The sequence below is a fragment of the Desulfobaculum bizertense DSM 18034 genome (genome assembly GCF_900167065.1).
In the GTDB taxonomy this organism is placed as follows: domain Bacteria; phylum Desulfobacterota; class Desulfovibrionia; order Desulfovibrionales; family Desulfovibrionaceae; genus Desulfobaculum; species Desulfobaculum bizertense.
Map to the genome: position 1 here is coordinate 240,359 of NZ_FUYA01000002.1, position 24,431 is coordinate 264,789.

General features: G+C 51.6%; 23 protein-coding genes and 1 pseudogene. 11 read left to right on the forward strand and 13 right to left on the reverse strand.

From position 1 onward, the window contains the following. Positions 1-4 precede the first annotated feature (4 nt). Complete coding sequence (locus B5D23_RS04020) at positions 5-1,345, reverse strand: TolC family protein (RefSeq protein ID WP_078684120.1); 1,341 nt, start codon at positions 1,343-1,345, stop codon at positions 5-7. Positions 1,346-1,673: 328 nt separating this feature from the next. On the opposite strand from B5D23_RS04020, the gene B5D23_RS04025 reads away from it, so the two are divergent. The 9 genes and pseudogenes from B5D23_RS04025 (at position 1,674) to B5D23_RS04055 (ending at position 7,656) form a co-directional block, all read left to right on the forward strand. Next, a complete protein-coding gene (locus B5D23_RS04025) occupies positions 1,674-2,279 on the forward strand; it encodes an NAD(P)H-dependent oxidoreductase (RefSeq protein WP_078684121.1) in 606 nt (201 codons plus the stop codon). Positions 2,280-2,283: 4 nt separating this feature from the next. After that, complete coding sequence (locus B5D23_RS04030) at positions 2,284-4,149, forward strand: monovalent cation:proton antiporter-2 (CPA2) family protein (RefSeq protein WP_078684122.1); 1,866 nt, start codon at positions 2,284-2,286, stop codon at positions 4,147-4,149. A gap of 11 nt (positions 4,150-4,160) precedes the next feature. Beyond that, positions 4,161-4,412 carry a thioredoxin domain-containing protein gene (locus B5D23_RS15125; protein WP_200803620.1) on the forward strand — a complete coding sequence of 84 codons (252 nt, stop codon included), beginning with the start codon at positions 4,161-4,163 and terminating at the stop codon, positions 4,410-4,412. A 12-nt stretch (positions 4,413-4,424) separates the two neighbouring features. Then, positions 4,425-4,808, forward strand: coding sequence for a redoxin domain-containing protein (locus tag B5D23_RS15130; protein WP_200803628.1), 384 nt, complete (start codon positions 4,425-4,427; stop codon positions 4,806-4,808). Between the two features lie 47 nt (positions 4,809-4,855). Further along, positions 4,856-4,999: a hypothetical protein gene (locus B5D23_RS15000; RefSeq protein ID WP_159445897.1), complete on the forward strand. Its 144-nt coding sequence runs from the start codon at positions 4,856-4,858 to the stop codon at positions 4,997-4,999. Between the two features lie 12 nt (positions 5,000-5,011). Then, a pseudogene (locus tag B5D23_RS04040) lies at positions 5,012-5,368 on the forward strand (hypothetical protein); the annotation flags it as partial. Positions 5,369-5,373: 5 nt separating this feature from the next. Next, positions 5,374-5,973 carry an NAD(P)H-dependent oxidoreductase gene (locus B5D23_RS04045; RefSeq protein ID WP_078684125.1) on the forward strand — a complete coding sequence of 200 codons (600 nt, stop codon included), beginning with the start codon at positions 5,374-5,376 and terminating at the stop codon, positions 5,971-5,973. Positions 5,974-6,137: 164 nt separating this feature from the next. Further along, positions 6,138-6,722: a DUF1007 family protein gene (locus B5D23_RS04050; RefSeq protein ID WP_159445898.1), complete on the forward strand. Its 585-nt coding sequence runs from the start codon at positions 6,138-6,140 to the stop codon at positions 6,720-6,722. Between the two features lies 1 nt (position 6,723). Continuing rightward, complete coding sequence (locus B5D23_RS04055) at positions 6,724-7,656, forward strand: nickel/cobalt transporter (RefSeq protein WP_159445899.1); 933 nt, start codon at positions 6,724-6,726, stop codon at positions 7,654-7,656. A 701-nt stretch (positions 7,657-8,357) separates the two neighbouring features. Here B5D23_RS04055 and B5D23_RS04065 read toward each other — a convergent pair. The 10 genes from B5D23_RS04065 to B5D23_RS04110 all read right to left on the reverse strand — a co-directional run bounded on the left by B5D23_RS04065 (position 8,358) and on the right by B5D23_RS04110 (position 18,454). Further along, entirely contained in the window at positions 8,358-9,266 is a 909-nt protein-coding gene (locus tag B5D23_RS04065) for a DMT family transporter (RefSeq protein WP_078684129.1), read from the reverse strand. A 144-nt stretch (positions 9,267-9,410) separates the two neighbouring features. Next, positions 9,411-10,784: an SLC13 family permease gene (locus B5D23_RS04070; RefSeq protein ID WP_078684130.1), complete on the reverse strand. Its 1,374-nt coding sequence runs from the start codon at positions 10,782-10,784 to the stop codon at positions 9,411-9,413. Between the two features lie 12 nt (positions 10,785-10,796). Further along, complete coding sequence (locus tag B5D23_RS04075) at positions 10,797-11,714, reverse strand: NAD(P)/FAD-dependent oxidoreductase (protein WP_078684131.1); 918 nt, start codon at positions 11,712-11,714, stop codon at positions 10,797-10,799. 12 nt (positions 11,715-11,726) lie between these two features. Then, complete coding sequence (locus B5D23_RS04080; protein WP_078684132.1) at positions 11,727-12,035, reverse strand: thioredoxin family protein; 309 nt, start codon at positions 12,033-12,035, stop codon at positions 11,727-11,729. A gap of 75 nt (positions 12,036-12,110) precedes the next feature. Then, positions 12,111-13,634 (reverse strand): sulfatase family protein, encoded by a 1,524-nt coding sequence (locus B5D23_RS04085; RefSeq protein ID WP_078684133.1) that lies wholly within the window; start codon positions 13,632-13,634, stop codon positions 12,111-12,113. Positions 13,635-13,959: 325 nt separating this feature from the next. Further along, entirely contained in the window at positions 13,960-14,637 is a 678-nt protein-coding gene (locus B5D23_RS04090; protein ID WP_078684134.1) for a Crp/Fnr family transcriptional regulator, read from the reverse strand. 495 nt (positions 14,638-15,132) lie between these two features. After that, the gene (locus tag B5D23_RS04095) at positions 15,133-15,945 is read right to left on the reverse strand and encodes a 4Fe-4S binding protein (protein ID WP_159445900.1); all 813 of its coding nucleotides are present in this window, start codon (positions 15,943-15,945) and stop codon (positions 15,133-15,135) included. After that, positions 15,932-16,588: a 4Fe-4S dicluster domain-containing protein gene (locus tag B5D23_RS04100; RefSeq protein WP_078684136.1), complete on the reverse strand. Its 657-nt coding sequence runs from the start codon at positions 16,586-16,588 to the stop codon at positions 15,932-15,934. The genes B5D23_RS04095 and B5D23_RS04100 overlap by 14 nt, the downstream gene beginning before the upstream one ends. A 115-nt stretch (positions 16,589-16,703) precedes the next feature. After that, positions 16,704-16,928 carry a hypothetical protein gene (locus B5D23_RS04105; protein WP_078684137.1) on the reverse strand — a complete coding sequence of 75 codons (225 nt, stop codon included), beginning with the start codon at positions 16,926-16,928 and terminating at the stop codon, positions 16,704-16,706. A 17-nt stretch (positions 16,929-16,945) separates the two neighbouring features. Next, positions 16,946-18,454: a reductive dehalogenase gene (locus tag B5D23_RS04110; protein WP_078684138.1), complete on the reverse strand. Its 1,509-nt coding sequence runs from the start codon at positions 18,452-18,454 to the stop codon at positions 16,946-16,948. A 294-nt stretch (positions 18,455-18,748) separates the two neighbouring features. Between B5D23_RS04110 and B5D23_RS04115 the strand changes: the two genes are divergently transcribed. After that, the gene (locus B5D23_RS04115; protein ID WP_078684139.1) at positions 18,749-20,302 is read left to right on the forward strand and encodes a sigma-54 interaction domain-containing protein; all 1,554 of its coding nucleotides are present in this window, start codon (positions 18,749-18,751) and stop codon (positions 20,300-20,302) included. 159 nt (positions 20,303-20,461) lie between these two features. Here B5D23_RS04115 and B5D23_RS04120 read toward each other — a convergent pair whose 3' ends face one another. Together B5D23_RS04120 and B5D23_RS04125 are read right to left on the reverse strand one after the other, a co-directional pair. Next, positions 20,462-20,704 carry a hypothetical protein gene (locus B5D23_RS04120; protein WP_078684140.1) on the reverse strand — a complete coding sequence of 81 codons (243 nt, stop codon included), beginning with the start codon at positions 20,702-20,704 and terminating at the stop codon, positions 20,462-20,464. Between the two features lie 18 nt (positions 20,705-20,722). Continuing rightward, positions 20,723-22,162 (reverse strand): reductive dehalogenase, encoded by a 1,440-nt coding sequence (locus tag B5D23_RS04125; RefSeq protein ID WP_159445902.1) that lies wholly within the window; start codon positions 22,160-22,162, stop codon positions 20,723-20,725. A 387-nt stretch (positions 22,163-22,549) separates the two neighbouring features. Here B5D23_RS04125 and B5D23_RS04130 point away from each other — a divergent pair, with 387 nt between their 5' ends. After that, positions 22,550-24,103, forward strand: a complete 1,554-nt coding sequence (locus tag B5D23_RS04130; protein WP_159445903.1) for a sigma-54 interaction domain-containing protein — start codon at positions 22,550-22,552, stop codon at positions 24,101-24,103. Positions 24,104-24,431: the final 328 nt, after the last annotated feature.

Sequence of the window (24,431 nt, forward strand, 5' to 3'; positions counted from 1 at the left end):
TGTCTTACTCGTTGTGAGCCTGTGGCTGTTTGAGAGATGATCTGGAGTAACTTCCTGTCAGCTCGTGCCCGACCAGAACTTCCAGTTTTGCAAAGCGCTGGGCCTGATTTGCCAAAGACCGATAGTAGGCAAGCTGCATTTCCAGCAGGGTTCGCTCGGAGTCTATGAGGTCAAGCGAGCTTCCAGAACCGTTGATAAACGCCTCCATGTTGACGCTAAAATTCTGCTCGGCCTTGGGGATGAGAGAATCACGGTACAGGCTGACTTTTCGCTCTGCGTCCCGGTACTGGTAGAGCGTCAGCTCAAGCTCGGAGCGAAGCAGACGCTCAAGCCCCAGCTGCTTTTGGCGTGTGCTTCGGATTTTTTCCTGTGAGGAGGCGACTGCTGCATCTCGCGCATCCTGCCAAAGCGGAATATTAAGTGACATACTCACCATGACGGGGTTTTCTCCGTCACCCGTTACACCGTCATTTCTGGCGTCATCCACTTCAATGGCTTCAACGCCAAACGTGAAGTCTGGGAAATAGCTTTTTTCTGCGAGCTTGAGTCCTGAATTTTGCTTGTTCAGCACTGTGCCCCAGTACTGGAGATTGGGATTTGAATCCCGCATGTTCTCAATGAGTGTCGCATTTTCTGTCTTGAGACCTATGACAGGGATTTCTTTGGGAAAGGGAATGGGAGTATCTGGCTCCTGATTCAGGAGCGCATTGAGCTTTTCCACGAGAGGCCGCTGCTGTTCCCTGAGGGACGCAAGGCGGTCTTCAAGCTTTCCCAGCTCCAGCTGAGGCTTGATGATGTTGGCCTGACTCGTTGCCCCGGTGGAGTAGGTCGTGGTCGCAACCTTTTCGAGGTAACTCAAAAGCTCCATGTTTTCTTTGGTAATGCTGATAGCTTTGGCCAGGTAAGCATATTCAAAGTAGGTGGTCTTGATGTCATAAAAAAGCTGGAGCCGCACTGCGTCGAGCTTGGCCTTGAAGCCGTCAGCTTCTCGCATGGCAATTTGTTTTTTGAGACTCAGCTTTCCAAAGAACGGGAAGCTCTGAGACAGACCATATTTATAGCGCGCTGGACCACCACGGGTTTCCAGCGGGGTGGTGTAATATCCAAAATTCAGGCGAGGGTCTGGAAGGGTGTCCTCTCCCAGCGCCTTTTTGACTTCCGCCTGCCATGCGTGCTGCGCGGAACGGAGTGAGTTGTTTTGTTCTTCTGCGGTCTTGAGATACTGCATCAGATCTGCAAGCTCTGGAGGTGTTTTTTCGTGCAGTGGTGCGCAAAAAGCTTGCGTAGCGAAAAGAAAAATAACGCCAAACGAAAAAAGGAAAAGATACTGGACTCTTGTTCGCATTGGATGCCCCTGTCGTTACAGCAGAATGCCTTGTGATAGACAAATTTTGCTGAATAATAGCATGTTTTACTTGGTTGCAGAAATCCTTCTTTGTCCGCGGAATGACAAAACGCTGCATGCACAAAAAGGGACGGATGAGAATCCGGACTCCTGCGCTATGATTTTTAATTTGTTAATCAGTGTCTCCTAACGCACTGTTTTCAAATGCAATAAAAAGTGGAGAAAAAGCTTTTGTGCCGGGGAAGAAAAATGATTTGAAGCGGCTTTTTGGGAAATGATATACTTTGCTCTTACGTAGGAGCGGTCTGAGTCAGGCCGAGGAGGATTCATGAAGAGAATCTTGGTACTCTTTGCCCATCCCGCACTCAAAAAGTCAAAAATCAACAAGGCACTTCGGCTGGCCATTGAAGGCATGGAGCAGGTGACTGTTCATGACCTTTATGCGGCGTATCCTGAATATTTGATTGATGTGGAAGCTGAGCAGGCGCTGTGTGAGGCACATGACATCATTGTCATGCAGCATCCTTTTTACTGGTACTCAACGCCCGCGCTCCTCAAGGAGTGGCAGGACATCGTTTTGGAACATGGCTGGGCGTACGGAAGTACAGGCAAGGCGCTGCACGGCAAGATTTTTTTTCAGGTGCTGACTGCTGGAGGTGGTGAAGAAACCTATCAGACTGGTGGCTATAACCTTTTCCCTGTTGGAGAGCTGACGTCACCACTGCGGTCCACCGCAAATCTCTGCGGCATGGAGTGGCTTCCGCCTTTTGCTGTTTTTGGCGTGCACCGGGGCTTGCCCCCTGATGAGGTTGTGCACCACGCCGAAAACTACCGGCGGGTTTTGCTTGCCCTGCGTGATGGGCATTTTGACGTTGAGGCCGCCAAGGGGCTTGAGCACATGAATGTGAATCTTGACGCCATCATAGAGGGGTAGGGCTATGGAGAGATTCCTTCTGCAATTTCTTGTTTTTCTGGTGGCTGCAGTCATTGCCGTTCCTCTTGCCAAAAAATTCAGGCTTGGCTCTGTGCTGGGCTACCTGCTTGCTGGTATTGCCATTGGGCCTTTTGGTTTTTCCCTGATTAGCGACATTGAGAGCGTGATGCACTTTACGGAATTTGGCGTTGTGCTCATGCTCTTTTTGGTGGGCCTTGAGCTGCAACCCTCCATGCTTTGGCAGATGCGCACGCCCATTGTTGGTATGGGCGGCTCGCAGGTTTTGGTGACAGCGCTTTTCGTCGGTGGGGCGATGCTTCTTCTTGTGCCACTCAAGCAGGCCATTGCCGTGGGAATGATTATGGCGCTGTCTTCTACAGCGATTGCTCTCCAGACCCTGCGAGAGAAGGGGCTTATGACCACCTCGCCGGGGCGCGCCTCATTTTCAGTGCTCCTTTTTCAGGATCTGGCAGTTATTCCCATGCTCGCCATCCTTCCGCTTTTGGCGACGCTCTCGGCTGGTCATGGACCCGATGGGGGACACAGCGCCATACTGTTTGACATCACGCAGCTCCCTACTTTTTTACGGTTTTTGGCAGTGCTTGGGGCGATTGTTTGTGTTGTGGCCCTTGGTAAATATGCTAGCCGTCCAGTCTTTCGGGCCATTGCAGCAACTCGTGTCAGAGAGGTGTTCGTCGCTGCGGCCCTTGCCCTTGTCATTGGTATTTCCCTGCTGATGACGCTGGTCGGCCTGTCTCCAGCCCTTGGAACATTTTTGGCGGGCGTTGTTCTCGCGGACAGTGAATACCGTCATGAGCTGGAAAGCGACATTGAGCCATTCAAAGGGCTTCTGCTTGGCATCTTTTTTATCTCCATTGGTGCGAGTCTCAACTTTACGCTCCTTGCGGAGAATGCGGCTCTTATTGGTTCAATGGTACTCGCGCTTATAGTCCTGAAGTTTATCGCTCTTGCGTGTGTCGCGTTGATTTTCAGAATGCCACGTAGTGAGTTTTGGCTTTTTGGAATTGCTCTCGCACAGGGGGGAGAGTTTGCCTTTGTGCTCTTTCAGTTTGCCAAAACACATGGTGTTCTCCCGCCCGAAATGACGTCGCTTCTTGTCTCTGTGGTGGCGCTTTCCATGTTCACAGCGCCATTTTTGTTTATTCTCTACGACAAAGTGATTGCCCCTCGTCTTGAGAATCCGGGGCAGGAGCGGGAGGCGGATGAGATTGACGAGCATGACAATGCGATTTTGCTTGTTGGTTTTGGCCGTATGGGGACCGAACTCGGACGGCTTCTCATTTCTTCGGGCATAACTCCAACGATTTTGGACCACGACGAGACAAACGTTGATGTGCTCCGCAAATTTGGTTTTCGGGTGTATTATGGTGATGCGACCCGGCTTGATCTTTTGGAGTCGGCAGGTGCGGCACAGGCAAAGCTTATCGTCATTGCTTTGGATGAGCATGAAAAGTCTCTGGAACTCGTCAAGCTGGTAAAGAAGCACTACCCGCATCTCAGGATTGCCGTGAATGCCAAAGACCGGAAAGCCGCGTACGAGTTTATGGATTTGGGTGTGGATGCCATTCGTCGCGAGACATTTGGCTCCGCGTTGCGACTGGGGCAGGATGCAATGACCCTGCTCGGAGTACATCCCTTTGAGGCATTTAAGCGCATGCGGCTGTTTCGGAAGCATGATGAAAAGAGTCTTGCGGAACTGTATCGCGTGCATCGTGAACAGAACGATGACTATGTGTCCACGTATCGGCAAAATGAAGATCAGCTTGCCCGGCTGATTCAGCGGGACGTAGAGGCCAATACGCAGGAAGCCGTGGACCGGGCGTGGACTGCTGCAAACCCCGAAAAATAGGAGAGTTGCGCATGAGTGAGTTGCAGGAACAGCTTGTTGCCCAGCAGCAGGCCTCAATGGAGCGGATTCCAAAGGATACTTTCGCCTTTATGGTGGACGAGACAAAGAAGCTCAAAGCGTCGGGGATTGAAGGGCGAGCCGTACAGGACGGAGAGCAGGCCCCGGATTTCACGCTTCCCAATCATCTTGGCAAAGATCGAAATCTGCGGCTGATGCTTAAGGATGGCCCGGTCGTGGTGAGCTTTTACCGTGGTGGATGGTGACCATACTGCAATCTGGAGCTGGTAGCTCTGCAAAAACATCTTCCTGAAATTTTGGCCCTTGGTGCGCGGCTGGTGTGCATTACCCCAGAGACGCCAGACAACTCCCTTTCTGTCGTAGAGAAAAACGACCTCACCTTTGATGTGCTCTTTGATAAAGGCAATGTCGTGGCGGAACGCTATGGCCTCGTCTTTTCTTTGAGTGAGAAGCTGAAAGAAACCTATCGTTCTTTTGGCATTCATCTCGACAAGCAAAATGGTGATGGCACGTGGGCACTCCCCATCCCCGCAACCTATGTTGTGCGGCCGGATGGAGCGGTGATCTATCATTTGGCAGATGCTGATTACACTGTTCGTCTGGAGCCTGAGAAGGTCGTTGAGGCGTTAAGAACGCTGTAGGACCTGACAAAGGTGTAATAGCTTGTGACAAAGCACAGGAGTTTGTTATGGCACGTTTAGGAAAGCAGTTGGAGCAGGGGGCTGATTTCCCCCGCATGACATGGACATTACTTGATGGCTCACGTTTTACTCTTCCTGATGATCTTGGAGAACGCTGGTCGGTTGTTATTCTCCTTCGGGGACACTGGTGACCCTATTGCCGTCAGCAGTTGGCTGACTACCAGCGTTTGCTCAACGAATTTCAGAAGTATGACATTGGCTTGATTATGGCGTCCGTAGAAGACAAGGCGACATGTGAAGCTCTTCTTGCCCGGCATGGAGGGGACATCCCCTTTGCGTATGGCGTGGATGCAGAAGCAATGTCTACAGCCTTGGGCTGCTACTATGACGACAGTGACAAGTACATGGAAGCAACTGGCTTTTTGCTCCAGCCTGATGGAAAGCTGTATCTTGGAGCATATTCGACTGGTGCCGTAGGTAGAATCCGAGCGGATAATGCCTTGTCCGTGGTTCGGTATTACCAGACCGAGGACGCAAGTGTTCTTCCTGAACAAGGGTAAGCGAAATGAAAAACATCTTTATTATCAATGGGCATGAACTGTACCCCGCGATTTCTGAAGGCAGGCTGAATGCGACGCTCGCGGAAATGGCCGAAGCGTTTTTTGTCGAGCGTGGCTGTGAGGTCAAAACGACGACCATGCAGGACGACTGGAACATTGAAGAAGAAGTGCAAAAGCACATGTGGGCAGATTTTATTTTGCTCCAGACTCCTGTCAACTGGATGGGAGTTGCCTGGTCTTGCAAGAAATACATGGATGTTGTTTACACTGCCGGGCTTGACGGGCGTTTGTGCGATGGCGATGGCCGAACTCGCAAGGATCCGTCCAAGCAGTACGGTTCCGGAGGCACTCTGACAGGCAAGAAGTACATGCTTTCACTGACGTTTAATGCTCCCAAAGCTGCGTTTGATGATCCGGGGCAGTTCCTTTTTCAGGGAAAAGGCGTTGATGAGCTGTTTTTGCCTGCGCACATGAATTTCCGTTTTTTCAACATGGAACCAGTGAAAACCTTTGTGTGCTATGACGTCATGAAGAATCCTGACGTGAGCAGTGACTTTACCCGCTTTGATGCCCATCTTCGTGATGTTTTTTCAGAACTGAGCTAAGTACTCCATGTCGTTCGATTGAGAGCGCCCCTTTGGGGGCGCTTTTTTATGGCGGAGCAGAGAGTGCAGTGTGTCGACGTTGACCGATTTTCTGAGTACATACGAAAGACTGGTGGGCCTGCATTTCTCCAGTTTCTATGTTTCGCTAAGTTAAGGTGGGGTTTGTGCGATACTGTTTTTTCTGTTTCTGGTGTTTGGCGCTTTGTGTCCTGCCCCTTCGGGGAACAGCTCATGCGCATCCGCACGTGTTTGTGGACGCCGCCCTCGGTCTCAATTTTGATGCCAAGGGCCTTGCTTCTCTTGATGTGACATGGGTTTTTGATGAGATGGCAAGTCAGCTCTTTTTGGAGGACCTCGACACCGATGCTGACGGAGTTTTGGAGCAGAGTGAGTGGGATTCCAAGAAGGACGCGATTGCTGACGTCTTGCGTGAGCAAAGTTTTTTTGTCCACGTTGTTGTGAATTCTGAGCGGATTCACTTAACACAAATTACGAATTTTCAGGCAAAGTTCGACAGCGGTGTTTTGACCTACACCATGCGTTTGCCTCTGAGTATTCCTGACTCTCCAGCACAGGACACTGTGCAGATTTCTGTTTTTGATCCCTCGTATTACACAGATTTTTACACGCCCGTTGAGTCTGTTTCCGTGACAGGAAAAAAAGGACTTTCCGTGAGCAGTCAGGATGCCCCCGATCTCGCCTTTTACATGGGGCAGGTCATCCCTGTCGCCATTACCTTTGCGTTTTAATATGAAAAAATATTTCCTCGCTTGTCTTTTCTTCATATTTCTTTCTGGCATCGCCTTTGCCAATCCGTTTACGGGGAATGCCCCCGTGAAGTCTGCTCCTGCGCCAGCCAGTTCGGTGGAGCGTGTGCATCACGCAGAGCAGAAGAGTGCCAGTTTTTTGGTCGTTGGGTACAACAAGCTCTTGCGCGAAGTAAATTCCATCCAGCGCACTATGCGTTTCCGTATGTCTGCCCTTGGTCGTGAAATGAAGGCAGATCCCAGCGGGACAGCGTTCATGAGCTTTCTTCTCTTTTCTTTTTTTTATGGGGTGATTCACGCCTTGGGACCCGGGCACGGGAAGTCCATCGTCTTTTCGTATTTTCTCGGCAAAAAAGGTACTTTCTGGAAAGGTGTGCTCATGGGGAATGTGTTGACCGCAGTTCATACGCTGTCTGCCGTTGTCCTCGTGCTTGGCACAACCTATTTTTTACATCAGCGTGGAAGCCGCGCGATGATGAGTGCCACGCAGTCTTTGCAGCAGGTGAGCTATTTGCTCATTATCGCGCTTGGTCTTTTTATTGTGTTACAGACCCTTTTTGAGCGTTTTCACAAATCTTCCGCGTCTTCTCCTTCTCATGGTGACGCCAGCATCAAGAGTGTTTTGAGCGTCTCCTGTGTTGCCGGGCTTGTCCCATGTCCCGGAGCCGCGCTCCTCCTTTCTTTTGCCCTCAGTCTTGGTCTCCTCGGGACTGGCTTGTTAGGCGTCCTTTGTTTCGCCATTGGCATGGGGCTAACCACAAGCTGTTTCGGTGTTGCGAGTATTCATTCCCGGCGAGTCTTTCTTTATGTTTCAGGGAAGAATTCCGCCGTGTTGAGCTGGCTTCACTGCGCACTTGCACTCCTCGCCGGGCTTGGTATTGCCGCTATGGGATGGCTTTTATATTCGTCATTATAAATAGAGGCTGAATGGGGGGCTGCTCCAGCGCGTTAGTGCTGGATGGGTGGTGGGAGAAATTGGGGGCCTGCCCCAGCACGTAGTGCTGGATGGGAGGGTGGGGGAAAAGTTGGGGACCTGCCCCCAAACCCCCGCGTAAGGGAATGATTCCCTTACGTATCCTCATCGAGTTTAAAAGCCGTTCAAGCTTTGCTTGCACGGTTTTTAAACTTGTTGGGGCTAGCGTCGAGAGCCTCTTTCTCTTTCCCGTGCGTTGCCACCATTTCTTTTGAACGCCTTTTGGCGTTCAAAAGAAATAAGTGCGGTAGAAAAAGGCAGAAGAACACGCGTTCGGGAAATTCCCCTAGCTCAAAAAATACGGCTGATGGAGAGGAAAGCGTAGCTTTCATCCCATTCAGCCGTATTTTTTGAGCGAAATCGGGATTCCCAAGGGCCTCGTCCTTGGGCGGGGTCAAGGGGCAGCGCCCCTTGCAGAGGTGCGGGGACAGAGTCCCCGCCCACCCGAGCGTCCTTTGCAGAGCACGAGACGAGGTCTCGTACCCCCCCCACTCGACGCCTCCACCCAGTGCCCCTTGCAGAAAAGCCCACAGGCAATGCCTGTGGGCTTTTGTGTACTGCCTCAAGACCTGCGCATTACCAGTTCCTGAGGGTTGGAGCTGGCGTCCTGAGGCGACGTGGAGGTTTCCTTTTTGGGGAAAAGTTTACGCCTTGGCGGGCTGTTCTTCTTTTGGTGCTGCGGTTTCCGAAGATTCTGGCATACCGGAATAGAGAACTCCTGCGAGTACGAGGGCGGCGCCTGTGTACTGAATGGGAGTGAGCTGCTCGCCGAGTATGAGGAAGGCGAGGACGAGGGTGGAGACCGGGATAAGGTTCGCGAACAGAATAACGTGTGCAGCCTTAATGCGAGTCAGGGCGTAGTTGATAGCGAGATAGACGCAAAAGGTAATGCCGATGCCGAGATAGAGCAGGGCGCCGAGGGCGCTCCAGGAGATGCTTTCTGGCAGGGGAGAAGAAATAGCGCCGGGCAAAAAGAGAATCGTCGCGCTAAAGACCTGAATGGCAGAGAGAAACAGGAAGTGATAGCGGTCGGCGAGGTGCTTGACCGAGAGGGCATAACAGGTGCCGGATAAGACGGCGCAAAAAATGAAGAAGTTGCCCAAAATTGGATTGCTTCCAAACTCGTTTGCGGAGCCGTTTGCGGAGACGATAACAACGCCAGCAATGGCACAGATAATACCGATAAGACAGCGCCTGCTGATCTTTTCTTTATAGACGAGATAGGCACCAATAGCGACAGTCAGAGGGTTACAGGCGATGATCATGCCACCCTGCGCTGCGGAGGTGTACTGAAGGCCGAGAGTTTCAAAGGTAAAGAGCAGGAATGGTTCACACAGAGCCAGCAAAATCAGTGTCTTCCAGTCGCCTTTTTTATACTGCGGCTTGGGGATGCGTGACCATATCAAAAGATAGATAACAGAGGCGAAAAGGACTCTGCCCAAAAGGATCTGTTCAATGGTGAAAGAATCCTGAACGAGCTTGAGGACGATAAAGCCACCGCCCCAAATGATGTGTACAAGGGCAAGGGCGACTAAAAGCAGTGATGTCGGCATTGGAACTCCGTGTCATAAGCCAGAGGCGCAAAGGGACTTGCGCGTGAATGCGTCCAAAAAAAAGCGCCTTTCTCGAGAGAAAGGGCCGGGAAGTTGAGTGGGAAAATGGGCAGCCCTGCGGTGCAAGGCTGCCCACAGTATGTGCTAGAAGATCCACTGCCAGTAGGTAGAGGCAACGATCCAGACTGCAATACCGGCAAGCACCATGCGGATAAGCATAATCTGAATGAGGTATTTCATTCTGACGTAGCCCGTAGAAAACATGATGAGTGCTGCGGCAAGTTCATACGGGAACACGAACTGATCGAGACCGTAGAAGAAGCTGTAGAGCAGTGGCTTGATGGAAAGGCCGAGAGAACCTGCAATGTTGGCCAGTGGGATACTGAGCGAGGTTGCTGCTGCAACAGGGGTCAGGGCAAAGTTTGCCAGAATGCCTGTGCAGTACGCGAGCAGGGAAGAAGCGGCGAGGCTGTCGACGCTTTCGAGATATGGGACAATCTTGCTTGCCATCCATTGCGGGATGCCAAGGCTGCCAGCAACGATGCCGATAGCCATACAGCCGACAATGAAGAAGAGGATGGAAAATTGAACTTTGCCGATATCTTCCTGCTTGAGCAGACCAAAAAGAGGGGTAAAGCCAAGGAGAACAACACCGCAGAATGCGTAGTATCCGGGAATGCCGTGAAGTGGTTCCGTGGCAAAGGCAGCAAGGGCGAGGGAGGTCAGTACGAGAGTTTTGATTTCTTCGCGGCTGATGGAACCCATTTCGTTAAGCTGCTCCTGTGCATGACTCAGGCATTGCTCCATGTAGCGTCCCAGCTCTTTGGAGCCGAAGAAATGGAGGAGACCAATGCAGGCGATGCCGACGAGTACGGAAAAGCAGATATTCTCAATGAAGAAGCTCAGCCATTCGATGGGCACGCCCATGTCCTTGACCATAAGCAGACCAACGATACCCACATTGTTGGGGAGGTAACCCGTTGCGGGGATGGTTGCGCCAAAGAACGCAGCCATGATGAGCGTTGTTGCTGCTTTTGATCCTTTTTCCAGCTTCATGCTGGCGCACATGCCAGAGGCGATGGTCATGAACAGGATGGTAACGGTGACAACGTCAGGAATAATGGCACCTACGGCATAGCCTGCTACGAGCATGGCAAGGTAGAGCCGTAAGGGAGTGGAACCGATTTTGGAGATAGCCATAAGCGCGATTCGGTCAGACAGGCGAGTCCGTTCCATGAGTGCGCCGATGAGCATACCGCACATACACACCCAGGGAATAGGTGTGGTCCATCCCACAAAGGCGAGATCTGGGCTGCTGATTCCGGTGACGATATACGCCATGAGAAGCAGCACAGCCGTGCTGAAAAGCGGAAGGATCTCAAAAGCAAAAGCCGCAATGGCAAAAATGGTTTCAAACCAGTAAAGGCCGATTTTGGGGTTGCTTGGGTCGTAAAGAAGATACGCGCCTGTTGCGGCAATACCTGCTGCGAGCAGCCAGTTTCGTAGGGTCGTATTCATGATGGTGTTCCGTTAGTCTCTAAGGAAATGCTCTGCGGCAAGGGCGGCAATAGTTCCGTCGGATATTGCGGTAGTAATCTGCCGGTATACCTTATTGTTAATGTCGCCAGCACTGAACACACCGGGAAGGTTGGTGCTCATGTGCTCGTCGGTCACAATGTATCCCCTGTCGCTGAGCGTAATGCTGTCGCGGAACATCTCATTGTTGGGGCACTGTCCGAGGAAAACAAAGATGCCGTCGACCGGGACGGTTTCTTTTTCACCTGTAGCGGTGTTTTCCAGAATGGCTGCTTTCAGCTCGTCGTCTTCAACAACGAGGTCCACAACCTGCGTCGAGGTACGGCCATCAACCTTGCCAGAGGACAGCAGGGAATCCTGTGTGGCCTGTGCTGCAAAGAAGCGGTCCATTTTTTCGATCAGGGTGATGTGCTCAATGCCCAGAGTGAGCATGTAGAGGCTTTCATCAAAGGCGCTGTTGCCGCCGCCAACGACCAGCACACGCTTGCCCTTGTATGGGGCACCGTCGCAGATGGCGCAGTGGTGAACCTGATCGCATTCAGTTGGAACATCCAGCGGGATGGGCTTGCGGCCTGTGGCCAGAATAATGGCCCGTGCAGAGTAGGTGCCTTCGTCGGTTTCGACGATCTTGCGTTCACCATCAAGAGACAGGCTCTCGATCTCGCATACCTCTTCTACGGTGACATCAAGGCTGTCAACATGGGCACGCATCTTTTCCATCAGCTCCATGCCGTGGATAGATGGGTAGGACGGGAAATTTTCGACGGTGTAGGTGGAGTTTACCAGTCCACCGGTCACGTTTTCTTCCAGAAGAACGACGTCCAGATTTGCGCGTGCAGCGTAGATAGCTGCGGTCATTCCGGCGGGGCCACCGCCCAGAATGACGAGATCACATTTCTTTACTTCACACATGGTCAGCTCCCCTTATGCAGCAGCAAAAAAGGCTTTCATTTCTTTGGGATTCATCAGGCCAGCTTTACGGGCGGCAATTTTGCCTTCTTTGATGACGAAAATTGTGGGAGCGCGCTGCGAGTCCAGCTCGGCCAGTGCTTCCGGATTCTCTTCGCTGTCCAGCTTAAAGAGGGTGACGTCTGCCTTTTTGGATGCAAACTTTTCCAGAACTTTTTCCATGTTTTTGCAGTGGGGGCACTGCTTTTTGAAACAGATCAGCACGCCAGACTTGGTTTCTTCGATGGTCTGCTTGTAGTTTGCGTCGGTCAGCTCAGTAAACATTGTTTTCTCGCTTGGTTTGGGAAATATGGTGGGAGAAAAACGGCCAGCAGGAGGTACTGCTGGCCGCAGAATGGACTAGGAAGTGCGAAGCTCGCCAATGAAGAGCTTCAGCTTCTGGAGCAGCTCTTCGGCAATTTCGGGGTGTTCCTCAGCGATGTTTTTCAGCTGGAAGGGGTCGGTGCGGCGGTTGTACAGCTCGTTGTGCTCTGGCACGACGACCTGTGCGCCTGCAGTACAGGTCCACATCTCTTCGGACATTTCTTTGTCTGCACCCTCAACGCAGTCTGCGCTGTTCTTTTCATCTTCGTCGACCAGCCAGTGAACATAGCTGTAGTCTTCGGTGATAATGGACCAGGACATGCCGTAGTAACCAGCAATTGCGAAGTCACGGACAGACTTGGTTTCACCCTGCATCACGGGGAGCAGGCTGATGCCTTGGAAGTCTTCTGCACCGTAGGTGTTCATGCCGTGATCGCTGACACCGTCTTCGGTATCGAGCAGGTTCAGCACGTCCATGATGGTCGCGGTGACGTCGACGTTCTGGACAAAGGAAGAAACGCGCTGGCCACCCTCGACGCCAGGAATGTGCATCATGAGGGGAACGTGAACCAGCTCTTCATAAGGCCACGGGCGGGACTTGCGCATGATGCCGTGTCCGTGCTCGTCTTTACCCATGGGCTGGCCGTGGTCAGACATGAGAACAACCATTGTTTCGTCCATCAGACCCTGCTCGCGGAGAGAATCGAGGACTCGGCCGACGTATTTGTCGACCATGGTGATTTTTTCCATGTACAGGGCGCGGACGTGTTCGCATTCACGGTCGGTGATACGGCCTTCAACAGGCGTCCACGGAGCGAGAAGAATGGGGTTGCCTTCGTAGTCTGGATCGTACGGGCAAGGCTCGTTTTTCCAGACAGAAGGACCGTCCCAAGGCTCGTGCGGATCAAAGGAATCAATCCAGAGGAAGAAGGGGCGATTCTTGTCGCGGCGCTTCTGGAGCCAGTGGTCTGCACGGCCCATGACCTTTGCGCAGTACTGGTCTTCTTCGGTGCGGCGGTGCTGCTGCTGGCGCAGGAAACAGCCAATCTCATCCAGAAGCTGCTTGCTGTCGTCGTCAATCATGTTGCCGTCTTTGTCCCAAACCATAGAAGGAGAGGTGAAGTCCTCAGCCTTCAGTGCGGGGTCCAGAGGCTCATTTTCAAAAGTCGTATGGTCAAGCTCCTGTCCGGGGCAGAAGTCCACGTAGTCAAAACCACGGGAGTAGCCGAACTTAGGCAGGCGCATGGGAGCGGTATCGTAGACCAGTGCGGTCTGCATGTTGCGGCCCCACAGGATGTCGGTCACAGTCGTCTCGTCTCCTGCAAGCGGCTTCCAGCCACCGTAAGGCAGTGTGAAGCGGCCAGTCATCAGAGCACGACGAACTGGAACAGTGGGGAGGCCTTCACTGTATGCGTTCTCAAACAGCACAGACTGTCTGGCAAAGCGGTCAATGTTCGGCGTCTTTATGGTCTCATTGCCGTAGCACCCGAGGTAGTTGAACTGCAGGGTGTCCAGCATGATGAAAACAACGTTTTTAATTTTGCTGCGATCAAAAGCCATTTTAATCCTTTCCTTCTAAGAGTGGCGGAGTTGGCAGGAGAGGCTGCCGCTCCGAGGCATTTGATCTTATTTTCACGAAGCACGCGGAAAATTCTATCTCAAATGAGACAGTTTTTTGGGAAATGTGATCTTGTTCACGAAATTTTAATTTGACAAAAAATGTCGGAAAACAAGCAATATCAGTGCTTTTATAAATATTGATTTGTGGAAGCTTCCCCCTTAGGGGAGTCTTGGGCGAAGATTCAGGCAGGGAAAGGCCTCGTGGTGGATTTCACATACGAGGCAAAGGCAGGGAAAAGAGGCGGAAGAGGGCTATGTGGTCTGGTTAATCAAGGTTTTCAAGGAGTTTTTCAGGGTGATGAATTTCCAGTTTTGCCTTTGAAAAATGTCCAATAATGCCCTGTTCACGCAGGATTCGTATCTCGCGGCACAGGGAACTTCTATGTACACCGAGCATAGCTGCCATATCGACCTGAGAGACATTTGTGCGGAATGAAGGCTTCTCTCCATTTTCCTTCCACAGCTGGTGCAGCATTCGGCAGACTCGGCCGCGGACATGAATAAGGCCAGAGTCAAAGAGCTGTGCGAAGAATGCCCCTGTTTTGATTCCAAGCGACTGGACAAGGTTTTGAATGAGTAGTGGGTGGCTCGTAAAGAATTCTGTGTCCTTAAGCAGTTTGTCTGGGAAGCGTCCTACCTCACATTGTTCCAGCGTATGCAGGCTATGGCGGTGTGCGGACAGGTGCAGGTGTGATACCTCGTTAAACAACGTTCCCGGTCCAAGGTGCATGACGACCCGTTCTTGCCCGTTGGTCGACAGGCATGACAGTTTGAGTTTGCCCTTGATGAGATAATAAAAGTAGTCCGACTGGATTGTCTGGATTTCATGATTCTTGGGAAACGAAACATGCGTCGAGCGGTCAAGCACCGTCGCCCAAATCGAATTGACCCCCTCCAGCGTAAAGAGAGCGCTTTGCTGGCGGAATTGTTGCGTATTCTTCATTTTGCCGCCTATGGCTGTGGTTTATGCATGTTTCATTTAGCACAAGCGCCCTCGCACCGCTAGGGCTGGATGGGGGGAGGGAGAGAACCGGGGCCAGCCCCGGACCCCGCGTAAGGGAATGATTCCCTTACGTATCCTCAGCGAGTTTGAATTCCATCCACGCTTCGCGTGAATGAAATTCAAACTTGGGTGAAAATGCGATAAGAAAGTCTTTCTCTTCTGCGAGTTGCCACCATGTTCTTTCTGAACGCGAGCGTTCAGAAAGAAAGGGTTGAGGCGCAAAGAAAAAGAACACACGCCCAGTTAACTAGGCCGAAAAAAAGGGACCGGATGAAGGGGAAAGCCAAAGGCTTTCACTCATCCGGCCCCTTTTATTCGGGCGAAAGCGGGATTCCCAAGGGCCTCGTCCTTGGGCGGGGTCAAGGGGCAGCGCCCCTTGCAGAGCACGAGACTGAGTCTCGTAACCCACCCACCCGAGCGCCCCTTGAACCTCTGCTATTTGTTCCAGACAGCGATGGAGAGAGCGCTTTTGGGACATTCGTCGACACAGCGGAGACACTTTACACACTTGGAAGGGTCGACGATGCCGAGGTGAGGGGAGAGTCCGCTGGGGCAGATCCGTTCGCACTTCCGGCATGAGTTGCATAGGCGAGGATTTTTGAGAGGGACGAGGGTGTGGTTCGAGCGAGCGACGAGACCTCGTAGCGTTCCGACAGGACACATGCACTTCCACCCACTCCGAAAGAGGAGACCGAGAAAGAGTGGGAAGAAAAGCAAAATGAGGTCCATTCGCACGGAGTAGTGTGTCGCAAGCTCGATGAGATTCCTTGAGATGACGCCTATGGGGCAAAAGAGACAAAAGAAGGGATAGCCAAAAACGAGAATACCCACGGCGACACCGAGAAAGAGCGCGATTCCGTCCTGATAGTCAAGCTGGAGCTTTGCGGAAAGATGAGAGCGAGTTCGCTGCCATTTGCGCCGGGTTCCTTTCATAAATGACGGCGGGAGGAATTTCCCTAAAAATGTGATGCTTTTTTGCCCAGCCTGAGCTGCGGGGCAAATCCAGGAACAGTAGGCCCTGCCGAACAGAAAAATGAGGACGCAGATAATGAGAAAGCCGGGGACGAGGGGCCAAATAATGCTCTTGGTTGCGAGTGTTGTTTCGATGAATCCAACAGGACAGACGAGCCGCAAAAATCCGAGGCGAAGATAGCTGCATCCGGAAAAGGGGAATTCAAAATAGGCGGCGAGCAAGATACCGAAAAGAGAGACGAAACCGATCCAGCTCCGCACTTTAGCGATGCGCATGCGCATTTTCCTCCTTGAGAGCTTCCATGTCGATACACTCGGCAATGCAGTAGTGTGCACAGAGTCCGCAGCCCACACACTTTTCTGTGTCAATCCACGGCTTGTAGGGCGAGTTTTTTACCTTAATTTTTTCTGGAATGTCCTTTTCCCGAACAAATGGAGCACCACCATTTGGGTTAGGAAAGAGAACGGCGCCTTCGATGGGACACCACCGATAACAGACCATGCAGTTGACGCATTCATTTGTCCGAATCTGTGCAGTTCCCATTTTTCTCTCAAGGGGAGCCTTGGGGCTGAGGGCCTTTGTGGGACAGACATCAATGCAGCGCATACACTCACCGCGCCATGCCGTGCAGCCACCGAGATGATAATCAACAACGGGGGTTCCCATGTTTTTGATGTCTGTGGTGAGGTCGAGAAGGGTGATGGCTCTGGTCGGACAAACCTCTGCGCAAGCGCCACAACGCATGCATCTCTCAGAGAATTCTTTTGCAGATATTGCGCCGGGGGGGCGGATGTAGCTCCGTTCTGTAGAGGCAAAGGAGAGACCGCCAACGACGCCAAAGGCGACCGTTGCTTCTGCGGAAAACTTGAGGAATGACCGACGGCTGAGCGCGGTTTTCTTTTTGGATTCTTGCGGCATAATATGTCTTTTAAAGTGCGCAGCCAGACGCCGCGCTAAGGCGCCTGACTGCGGAGAGGACAGAGGTCGTTCGCATGGGACGAGCGGCTGTCAGGTTGAAAGGATAAAGCGCGAGCTATTTTTGTGTTGCACGCCGACTGTTCCGGCGCCACATCCAAATGAAAACAGCAAGCACGGCCCAAATAACTGTAACGAGTCCAAACATCTTGCCTGCCTTGGGTTCAAGTTCCCAATAACTGCCAAGAGTGAGGCTCAGGTTGATAAGTAAAACAATGCTCCAGATAGCCCAGACAAGAAGGTCCGTGACCGTTCTTTTGGTTATTGTGACGGTGAATTCCATGTGAATCTCCTTGTGGCCTATCTCAGGCGGGATTTACCAAATTTATCAGGATCGAGTCCGTACGGGGCGATGTCGGTGCTTGCAAAGACGTCTTTCGTTTTGCGGCGTTCGCCATAATGGAATGCATCATCAAGATTGAGCCAGATCCCATCTGCAGCCGGGACATTCTTGATGGACCACTCTGTGACGGAGTGCGCCCACATTTTCCCCTTTGTGAAGGGACAGACAGCGATGCAGTTCGAACAGACGCTGCCGTTTTCGACCCAAAATGCCAGACATTTTTTGGGGTCATTCTGCCATTTGTAGACACCGCTTAGTGTTGCCGAAGTTGGGCCATCAAAAGAGCGTTCACCCATTGTAATGTTTTTTGAGGGGCACTCGCGGGCACACTTTTTACAGTGGCGGCAGAATTCATGCACACCGAGGTCGATAGGTTCATCCGGGATGAGCGGCATGTTGGTCAGAATCTTGTCAATACGGACATTCGGTCCATATTCAGGGGTGATAAGCAGACCATTTCGACCGTCCTGGCCAAGCCCTGCTTCGATGGCCATAGGCACGGAAAGACCGACGCCATTCTTGCAGGGAATGGCGTGATATCCCTGGGCGCGGATGTATGCACAGATAGTCTGCGCGGCAAATCCCATACGGGAATAGCCAAGAGATGCAGCACCGGAGCTGATCGTTGACGGAGAGGTCTGAATCAGCGGGCGATTCATGGCAAAGGCTGTCACGATGGCATAATTCACATCGTCTGGGATAATAAGTTTGTCGTCTGTTTCAATGGGCTTTTCGACATCCTCGAATGTGATCTTTTTTGTAATGGGATCACCGGGAATGTACGGGTTGCGCTGAACATCGGAGTAAATCCAGTTTCGGTTCAGCTTGCAGATGCCCACAAGGTCTGCGCCACCAAGACGTGCACATATCTTGGCCAGCGGCGTCAGCTCCTTGGGATCGGTCAGCGTGGGAGCCGGGAAGTCTGGCATGTGCTCTTCATCAAAAAGTTCATCATTCCAGCTCAGCGCACCTTTGTTTTCCATGCCTTCGCCGTGGTAGCCCGTCAGGGTGTTCATGCGCTCCATGCTCCAGAAAAAAGCCATCTGGGTACGAGCTTCGGCAATGCTCGTCCGGGGCAGGTTTTGGCCGATGGAGCCTGTTTTCCACTGCTGGAGCGAGCTTTGTATAGCCTGTTCATGGCAGTTCTCGCCTGTGTCGCGAGGCAGCGAGTTGAAGGCCTGATCCTTGGCGTTGAAGCGTTTAAATTTATTTGGATCAACTTTGATCGGATTCTTGATTTTACGGAACTTGTCCCGAAGATTCTGCGCCTGTTCTTCTGCTGCTGCGGCGTCAGCCATTGGTCCCGCAAGGGCGGCGCCAGTTGCGCCGACGCTCAAGCCTCCAAGAAGTTTTGTGAACTGACGTCTGTTCATTCCTTTTTTCTGCTCTTTACTCTCCATGATATCCTCTTTGTATTTCAGCGTGATGAGTCTCAGCTCCGTGCTGGTGAGACTGAATAAAATCATGAGGTGGTGTGCGAGGAGAGAGGCAAGGAATGTGCCTTCTTAAAAAGATATTAATTACAATATGTTAGATTGTTGATTGTCATTTTACACCGCAGGGAGTAGAATTTTTACTCTATAGTGTGATTTTGCCATTTATGAATGATTCCTTTGAGAATGTTTGTGAATCTTTGTGCAAATTTTTTGTTATTTTTCTTTAAATTCAGTGTATTAAATGATTACGTTTTACCTTTCTTTTCTTTGGAGGTAAAAAAATTACCCCCATAGGGTATTTTAATTCCACAATGAGAGAGCGCCGTGAACGAACTTGAGTTTTTTAAAAAGGCAACACTGTACATCACCGCCACCCCTGATTCTGAGCTTGGGGTTGGGCATTTTTTTCAGTTTCTCAAGACCTGTATCCCTCTCGAAGGGATGACTATTCAGGTTTATGACCCCGGACTGCTCTCCCTGCATCTGTTTCAGGTGCGGGTTGATGACAAACTGCTGGAGCTTGATAAAGTCATCCCCCTTGTGGATGAAGAGGCGCGCAAGCTCGTTCAGCAAAATGTTGGGAGAACGATTTTCCGTATTAACAAAGGCTCACAGGAACCTGTGAGTCGCATTCTTCTGAAAGCTCTTGATGGCTATCTTGAGCAGGGGGAGAAGTCCTGCATTGTTGCCAATCTTAATCTTGGGACTGGAGCCTTTGGGGACTGCTGCTTTATTGCTGACGGAGAGAATCGTTTTGAGGAAAAGCATGTCAGGATGCTGAAAATGCTGATTTCTCCTTTGAGTATTGCGATCACAGCTCAGATGCAGTTCATGCAGGTGAAGCGACTCAAGAGTGCGCTGGCCGAGGAGAGTCGTTTTTTTCATGACGAACTGAAAAAAATTACGGAAGGCGAAATCATTGGTCGCGATTCTGGACTGAAAGACATTATGGACATGACAGCGCAGCTTGCGAGGGTGAATACACCGGTTTTGATTAACGGCGAGACAGGCGTCGGCAAGGAACTTATCGCCAATGCCATTCAGAGCGCCTCGACGCGCCATGATGGGCCATTCGTTAAGGTGAACTGTGGGGCAATTCCTGATTCGCTTATAGACAGCGAACTGTTTGGGCACGAGAAGGGCGCTTTTACAGGCGCGCAGTGCCGCAAGATAGGTCGCTTTGAGCGGGCCAGTGGTGGAACGATTTTTCTCGATGAAATAGGAGAGCTTCCACTCAAGGCTCAGACGCGACTTTTGCGCGTGCTGCAAAACCATGAAATTGAACGCGTTGGCGGTATAAAAGCTCTCCCTGTTGATATTCGCGTTATTGCAGCGACCCATCGCAATCTTCCTGAGATGGTAGAGAAGGGGGAATTTCGTGAGGACTTGTTTTTCCGCCTGAATGTTTTTCCACTCACGGTTCCACCTCTGCGGCATCGAAAAAAAGATATCCCGGCGCTGACCCAGTATTTTATTGAAAAAATAGCGACGAGGATGCGGCTCCCCAGCACTCCAAAACTGATGCCCGCGGCTGTAGAACCTCTTATGGCGTATGATTGGCCCGGAAATGTCCGCGAGCTGGAGAATCTTGTAGAACGGGCGCTGATTGTCTTCCCGCAGGGGCCGTTGCGGTTTGATGTGCTTTTTGCTCAGACTCAGGGGCGGGCAAGGGCGCCGCAAGTGCTGAGCGACACGGTTTTGCCTATGGATGTCATGATGCGTCAGCACATCCAGCACGCGCTTCGGGAAACACAGGGGCGAATTAGCGGACCACATGGCGCGGCCAAGCTTTTGCAGATGCATCCGAATACCCTTCGGAAGCGAATGGACAAGCTGGGCATCCAGTACCGGCTGCGGGACCGTAAGCGACGTGGATAGACCCATTTGGGGAATCGCGGTGCTTCGGTGTCTTTTGTGCTGGTGTCCTTCGGGCTGGATGTTCATTGGCTGTGCTGCGTTTTTTGTGCTGCCGGACGCCGAGGGAGACGCCCGGCAGCTGAGAAGAAAGACGTGGGACAAGCCCCGCGTCAGTCAGGATTATGAGGAGAGGGAGTGACCTTTCTGGAGGGCGCGATGACTGTTCCGGCGCCACATCCAGATGAACACGGCAAGCACTGCCCAAATGACTGTGACCAGTCCAAACATTTTTCCTGCCTTTGGCTCCAGCTCCCAGTAACTGCCAACGGTCAGGCTCAGGTTGATGAACAAAACAAGGCACCATGCAGCCCAGACAAGAGCGTCTGTGACTGTTCTTTTGTTTATGGTGATGCTCAATTCCATGTGATTCTCCTTTGGGCCTTATCCCTTGTGGGTTTTTGCGAACTTGTCGGGATCAAGGCCGTAAGGTGCGACATTCATTGTTTCAAAGACTTCTTTTGCATCGCGGCGCTCTCCGTAGTGGAATGCGTCATCCAGGTTGAGCCAGATTCCATCAGCAGCAGGAACATTTTTGATGGACCATTCTGTGACGGCATGTGCCCACATTTTGCCCTTTGTGAACGGACAGACCGCGATGCAGTTGCCACAGTCACTGCAGTTCTCGACCCAGAATGCCAGGCATTTTTTGGGATCATTCTGCCACTTGTATACGCCGCTATGCGTGCATTCAGATGGACCTTCAAAGGTTCGCTCACCCATTGTGATGTTCTTTGAGGGACATTCGCGGGCGCATTTTTTACAGTGGCGGCAGAATTCGTGGACACCAATGTCGATGGGATCGTCCGGCACGAGGGGCATGCTGGTCAGGACCTTGTCGATACGGATATTGGGGCCGAATTCTGGCGTGATGAGCAACCCATTACGGCCATCCTGACCAAGGCCTGCTTCAATGGCCATCGGGACGGACATGCCAACTCCGTTTTTGCAGGGAATAGCGTGATAACCCTGCGCGCGAATGTAGGCAGACAGCGTCTGCGATGCGAAGCCCATACGGGAGTAGCCCAGAGAGGATGCCGCCGTGCTGATCGTTGCCGGAGAGGTCTGCATCAGCGGACGGTTCATGGCAAAGCCCATGACAATGGCGTATTGCACCGTGTTGGGAATAATAAGTTTATCATCAGTTTCGAGAGGCCGCTCTGCGTCTTCGAAGCTGATTTTTTTTGTGATGGGTGGATCAGGAATATATGGATTGCGCTGAACGTCGGAATATATCCAGTTGCGATTCAGTTTGCAGATACCAACGAGGTCAGCGCCAGCAAGACGGGCGCAAATTTTTGCAAGCTTGGTCAGCTCGACAGGATCGCTTAGGCTTGGAGCCGGGAAGTGCGGAACTGGTTCGTCACCATTCTCATCATTCCAGCTCAAAGGTCCCTTGTTTTCCATGCCTTCACCGTGATGCCCCGTCAGTGTATTCATCCGTTCCATGCCATACAGGAACGCCATCTGTGTGCGGGCGTCAGCAACGCTGACTTTGGGCAGGTCTTTGCCAATCTCACCTGTGGGCCAGTTCGTCATGGCGCGGTGGAACATTTCGCCGAGGCTGTTTTGGTTGGTATCGCGAGGCAGTGCGTTAAAAGTCAGGTTCTTGCCATTAAAGCGCTTGAATGTTTTCTCATCAATTTTGATGGGATTTTTGACCTTGCGGAACTGGGCGCGCAGGTCCTGAGATTTTTCTTCTGCGGCGGCGGCCTGCGAAAGTGGTCCTGCAAGGGCGGCGCTTGTGGCTCCAACACTCAGCCCGCCAAGAAGCTTGGTGAACTGCCGCCTGTTTAAACCCGATGTATGCTCTTTACTCTCCATAATGTCCTCATCTGATAAATTCATCGTATTGGCATCATTGTTGCCCGGAATCCTTAGGGCGGGAATTCCGTAAACAGTGATGCAGAAGAGCTTTGCGAAGAGTGTGCCTAAGCTATTTTCATAAGTATTTTAGGAAGATAGTTTTGTTGAGCTGTTGCTATTTGTCTTATTTGACGAAAAAAATGTCATATGGAGTAAAAGATGTTTTGGAGCAGAATAGTTTCGTGAAGGTGAATGCGGAATGAAGCAGGGTTTTTGAAAAATATTTATATTTTTCAATATGTTAAAAATCCTAACCGAGAGGGGAAATTCCATAAGTGGGAGGTTTGCTTGTCTTTATTTTTGCGCCATGCGACAAATCCAGCGAAAATGACTCGCGAGGATTTCATGAACAAGCTTGAATTTTTTAAAGAAGCGACCCTGCATATTTCTGCCAGCCCAGACCCAGAAGTGGGAATTGGACATTTTTTTCAGTTTTTGAAGCAGAGTATTCCGTTGGAGGGAATGACCTTCCATGTCTATGATCCCGGTCTCTTGGCGTTGCGTCTGTTCCGACTGCGTTTTGATGAAACCGCGCTGGAGTTCGACAAGATTATTCCCGTGGAGGGTGAGGCCGCCCAGAAGCTCGCGAAGTGGAGCTACCCCGGTAATGTGCACAGAATTGACCGAAGTTCCGAAGACCCCGTGAGTAATACTTTGCTGAAATCTCTAAGCAAGCATGTGGGCACAGGGGAAAAGTCATGCATTGTGGCACTGCTTGATTTGGGGAGTGGACTCTGGGGGCACTGTTGCTTTTTTGCTGACGGGGCAAATCGTTTTTCGGATGAACATGTGAGCCTGATTGAGATGCTGATTCCACCGCTGAGCATTGCCACGCGGGTGCAGATTAAGTTTGATCAGGTTTTGCGGCTCAAGAGTGCCTTGGCCGAAGAAAATCAGTTTTTGTACGACGAGCTGAAACGGTTTTCTGGAGAGGAGATCATCGGAAGTGACTCTGGCCTGAAAGACATAATGGACATGACGGCGCAGCTTGCGAGGGTCAATACCCCGGTGCTGATTAATGGAGAAACAGGCGTCGGCAAGGAACTTATTGCCAATGCTATCCAGAGCGCTTCGGCACGACACGACAAAGCCTTTGTGAAAGTGAACTGTGGGGCAATTCCTGATTCGCTTCTTGATAGTGAGTTGTTTGGGCACGAGAAAGGTGCGTTTACCGGAGCGCAAAGTCGCAAAATTGGACGCTTTGAACGGGCAAGCGGTGGAACAATATTTCTTGATGAAATTGGCGAGCTGCCGCTAAAGGCTCAGACTCGGCTTTTACGAGTGCTGCAAAACCATGAAATTGAACGCGTTGGCGGGGTGAAGGCTATTCCTGTAGACATACGGGTGATTGCCGCAACACATCGCGATTTACCAGAGATGGTGAAACGGGGGGAGTTTCGGGAAGACCTGTTCTTTCGTTTGAATGTCTTTCCCCTAACCGTGCCGCCACTGCGGCACCGAAAACAGGACATCCCCGCGCTGACACTGCATTTTGGGAAAAAGATCGCGGCGAGCATGAAACTTACTGGCGGGCCAAAGCTTATGCCGGGGGCAATGGAGTCACTTATGGCCTATGACTGGCCGGGGAATGTTCGAGAGCTGGAAAATCTTGTTGAACGGGCACTTATCCTGTTTCCTCAGGGACCACTTCGTTTTGATTCACTTTTCCCCAAGGCTTTTGGGCATGCTGACTCTGTTCAGCAGGAGAGTGAGGGACTTTTGCCTTTGGATAGTGTCATTCAGCAGCATATTCAGCGGGCACTTCGGGAAACACAGGGGCGGGTGAGTGGACCTCATGGCGCGGCAAAACTTTTACAGATTAATCCCAATACCTTGCGGAAGCGTATGGATAAGCTTGGCATTTCGTACAAGCTGCAGGAGCGCAAGCACAGAGCTTAGGGCGAAAGCTAGAGATTCGGCGTTCAGAAAGAAAGGGTTGAGGCGCAAAGAAAAAGAACACACGCCCAGTTAACTAGGCCGAAAAAAAGGGGCCGGATGAAGTGGAAAGCCAAAGGCTTTCACTCATCCGGCCCTTTTATTTCGGGCGAAAGCGGGATTCCCAAGGGCCTCGTCCTTGGGCGGGGTCAAGGGGCAGCGCCCCTTGCAGAGTTTGGGACAGCGTCCCAATAAATCACCTCCCGCCCTGCACCCCCTGCTGAGCACGAGACGGAGTCTCGTAACCCACCCACCCGAGCCTTGGTTCCTGCTGAATTTGTACCGTTGCGTC

Coding starts and splice junctions, on each gene's coding strand:
- B5D23_RS04020 (WP_078684120.1), bottom strand. CDS start 1,345: ATGCGAACAAGAGTCCAGTATCTTTTCCTTTTTTCGTTTGGCGTTATT.
- B5D23_RS04025 (WP_078684121.1), top strand. CDS start 1,674: ATGAAGAGAATCTTGGTACTCTTTGCCCATCCCGCACTCAAAAAGTCA.
- B5D23_RS04030 (WP_078684122.1), top strand. CDS start 2,284: ATGGAGAGATTCCTTCTGCAATTTCTTGTTTTTCTGGTGGCTGCAGTC.
- B5D23_RS15125 (WP_200803620.1), top strand. CDS start 4,161: ATGAGTGAGTTGCAGGAACAGCTTGTTGCCCAGCAGCAGGCCTCAATG.
- B5D23_RS15000 (WP_159445897.1), top strand. CDS start 4,856: ATGGCACGTTTAGGAAAGCAGTTGGAGCAGGGGGCTGATTTCCCCCGC.
- B5D23_RS04045 (WP_078684125.1), top strand. CDS start 5,374: ATGAAAAACATCTTTATTATCAATGGGCATGAACTGTACCCCGCGATT.
- B5D23_RS04055 (WP_159445899.1), top strand. CDS start 6,724: ATGAAAAAATATTTCCTCGCTTGTCTTTTCTTCATATTTCTTTCTGGC.
- B5D23_RS04065 (WP_078684129.1), bottom strand. CDS start 9,266: ATGCCGACATCACTGCTTTTAGTCGCCCTTGCCCTTGTACACATCATT.
- B5D23_RS04070 (WP_078684130.1), bottom strand. CDS start 10,784: ATGAATACGACCCTACGAAACTGGCTGCTCGCAGCAGGTATTGCCGCA.
- B5D23_RS04075 (WP_078684131.1), bottom strand. CDS start 11,714: ATGTGTGAAGTAAAGAAATGTGATCTCGTCATTCTGGGCGGTGGCCCC.
- B5D23_RS04080 (WP_078684132.1), bottom strand. CDS start 12,035: ATGTTTACTGAGCTGACCGACGCAAACTACAAGCAGACCATCGAAGAA.
- B5D23_RS04085 (WP_078684133.1), bottom strand. CDS start 13,634: ATGGCTTTTGATCGCAGCAAAATTAAAAACGTTGTTTTCATCATGCTG.
- B5D23_RS04090 (WP_078684134.1), bottom strand. CDS start 14,637: ATGAAGAATACGCAACAATTCCGCCAGCAAAGCGCTCTCTTTACGCTG.
- B5D23_RS04095 (WP_159445900.1), bottom strand. CDS start 15,945: ATGCGCATCGCTAAAGTGCGGAGCTGGATCGGTTTCGTCTCTCTTTTC.
- B5D23_RS04100 (WP_078684136.1), bottom strand. CDS start 16,588: ATGCCGCAAGAATCCAAAAAGAAAACCGCGCTCAGCCGTCGGTCATTC.
- B5D23_RS04105 (WP_078684137.1), bottom strand. CDS start 16,928: ATGGAATTCACCGTCACAATAACCAAAAGAACGGTCACGGACCTTCTT.
- B5D23_RS04110 (WP_078684138.1), bottom strand. CDS start 18,454: ATGATTTTATTCAGTCTCACCAGCACGGAGCTGAGACTCATCACGCTG.
- B5D23_RS04120 (WP_078684140.1), bottom strand. CDS start 20,704: ATGGAATTGAGCATCACCATAAACAAAAGAACAGTCACAGACGCTCTT.
- B5D23_RS04125 (WP_159445902.1), bottom strand. CDS start 22,162: ATGGAGAGTAAAGAGCATACATCGGGTTTAAACAGGCGGCAGTTCACC.
- B5D23_RS04130 (WP_159445903.1), top strand. CDS start 22,550: ATGAACAAGCTTGAATTTTTTAAAGAAGCGACCCTGCATATTTCTGCC.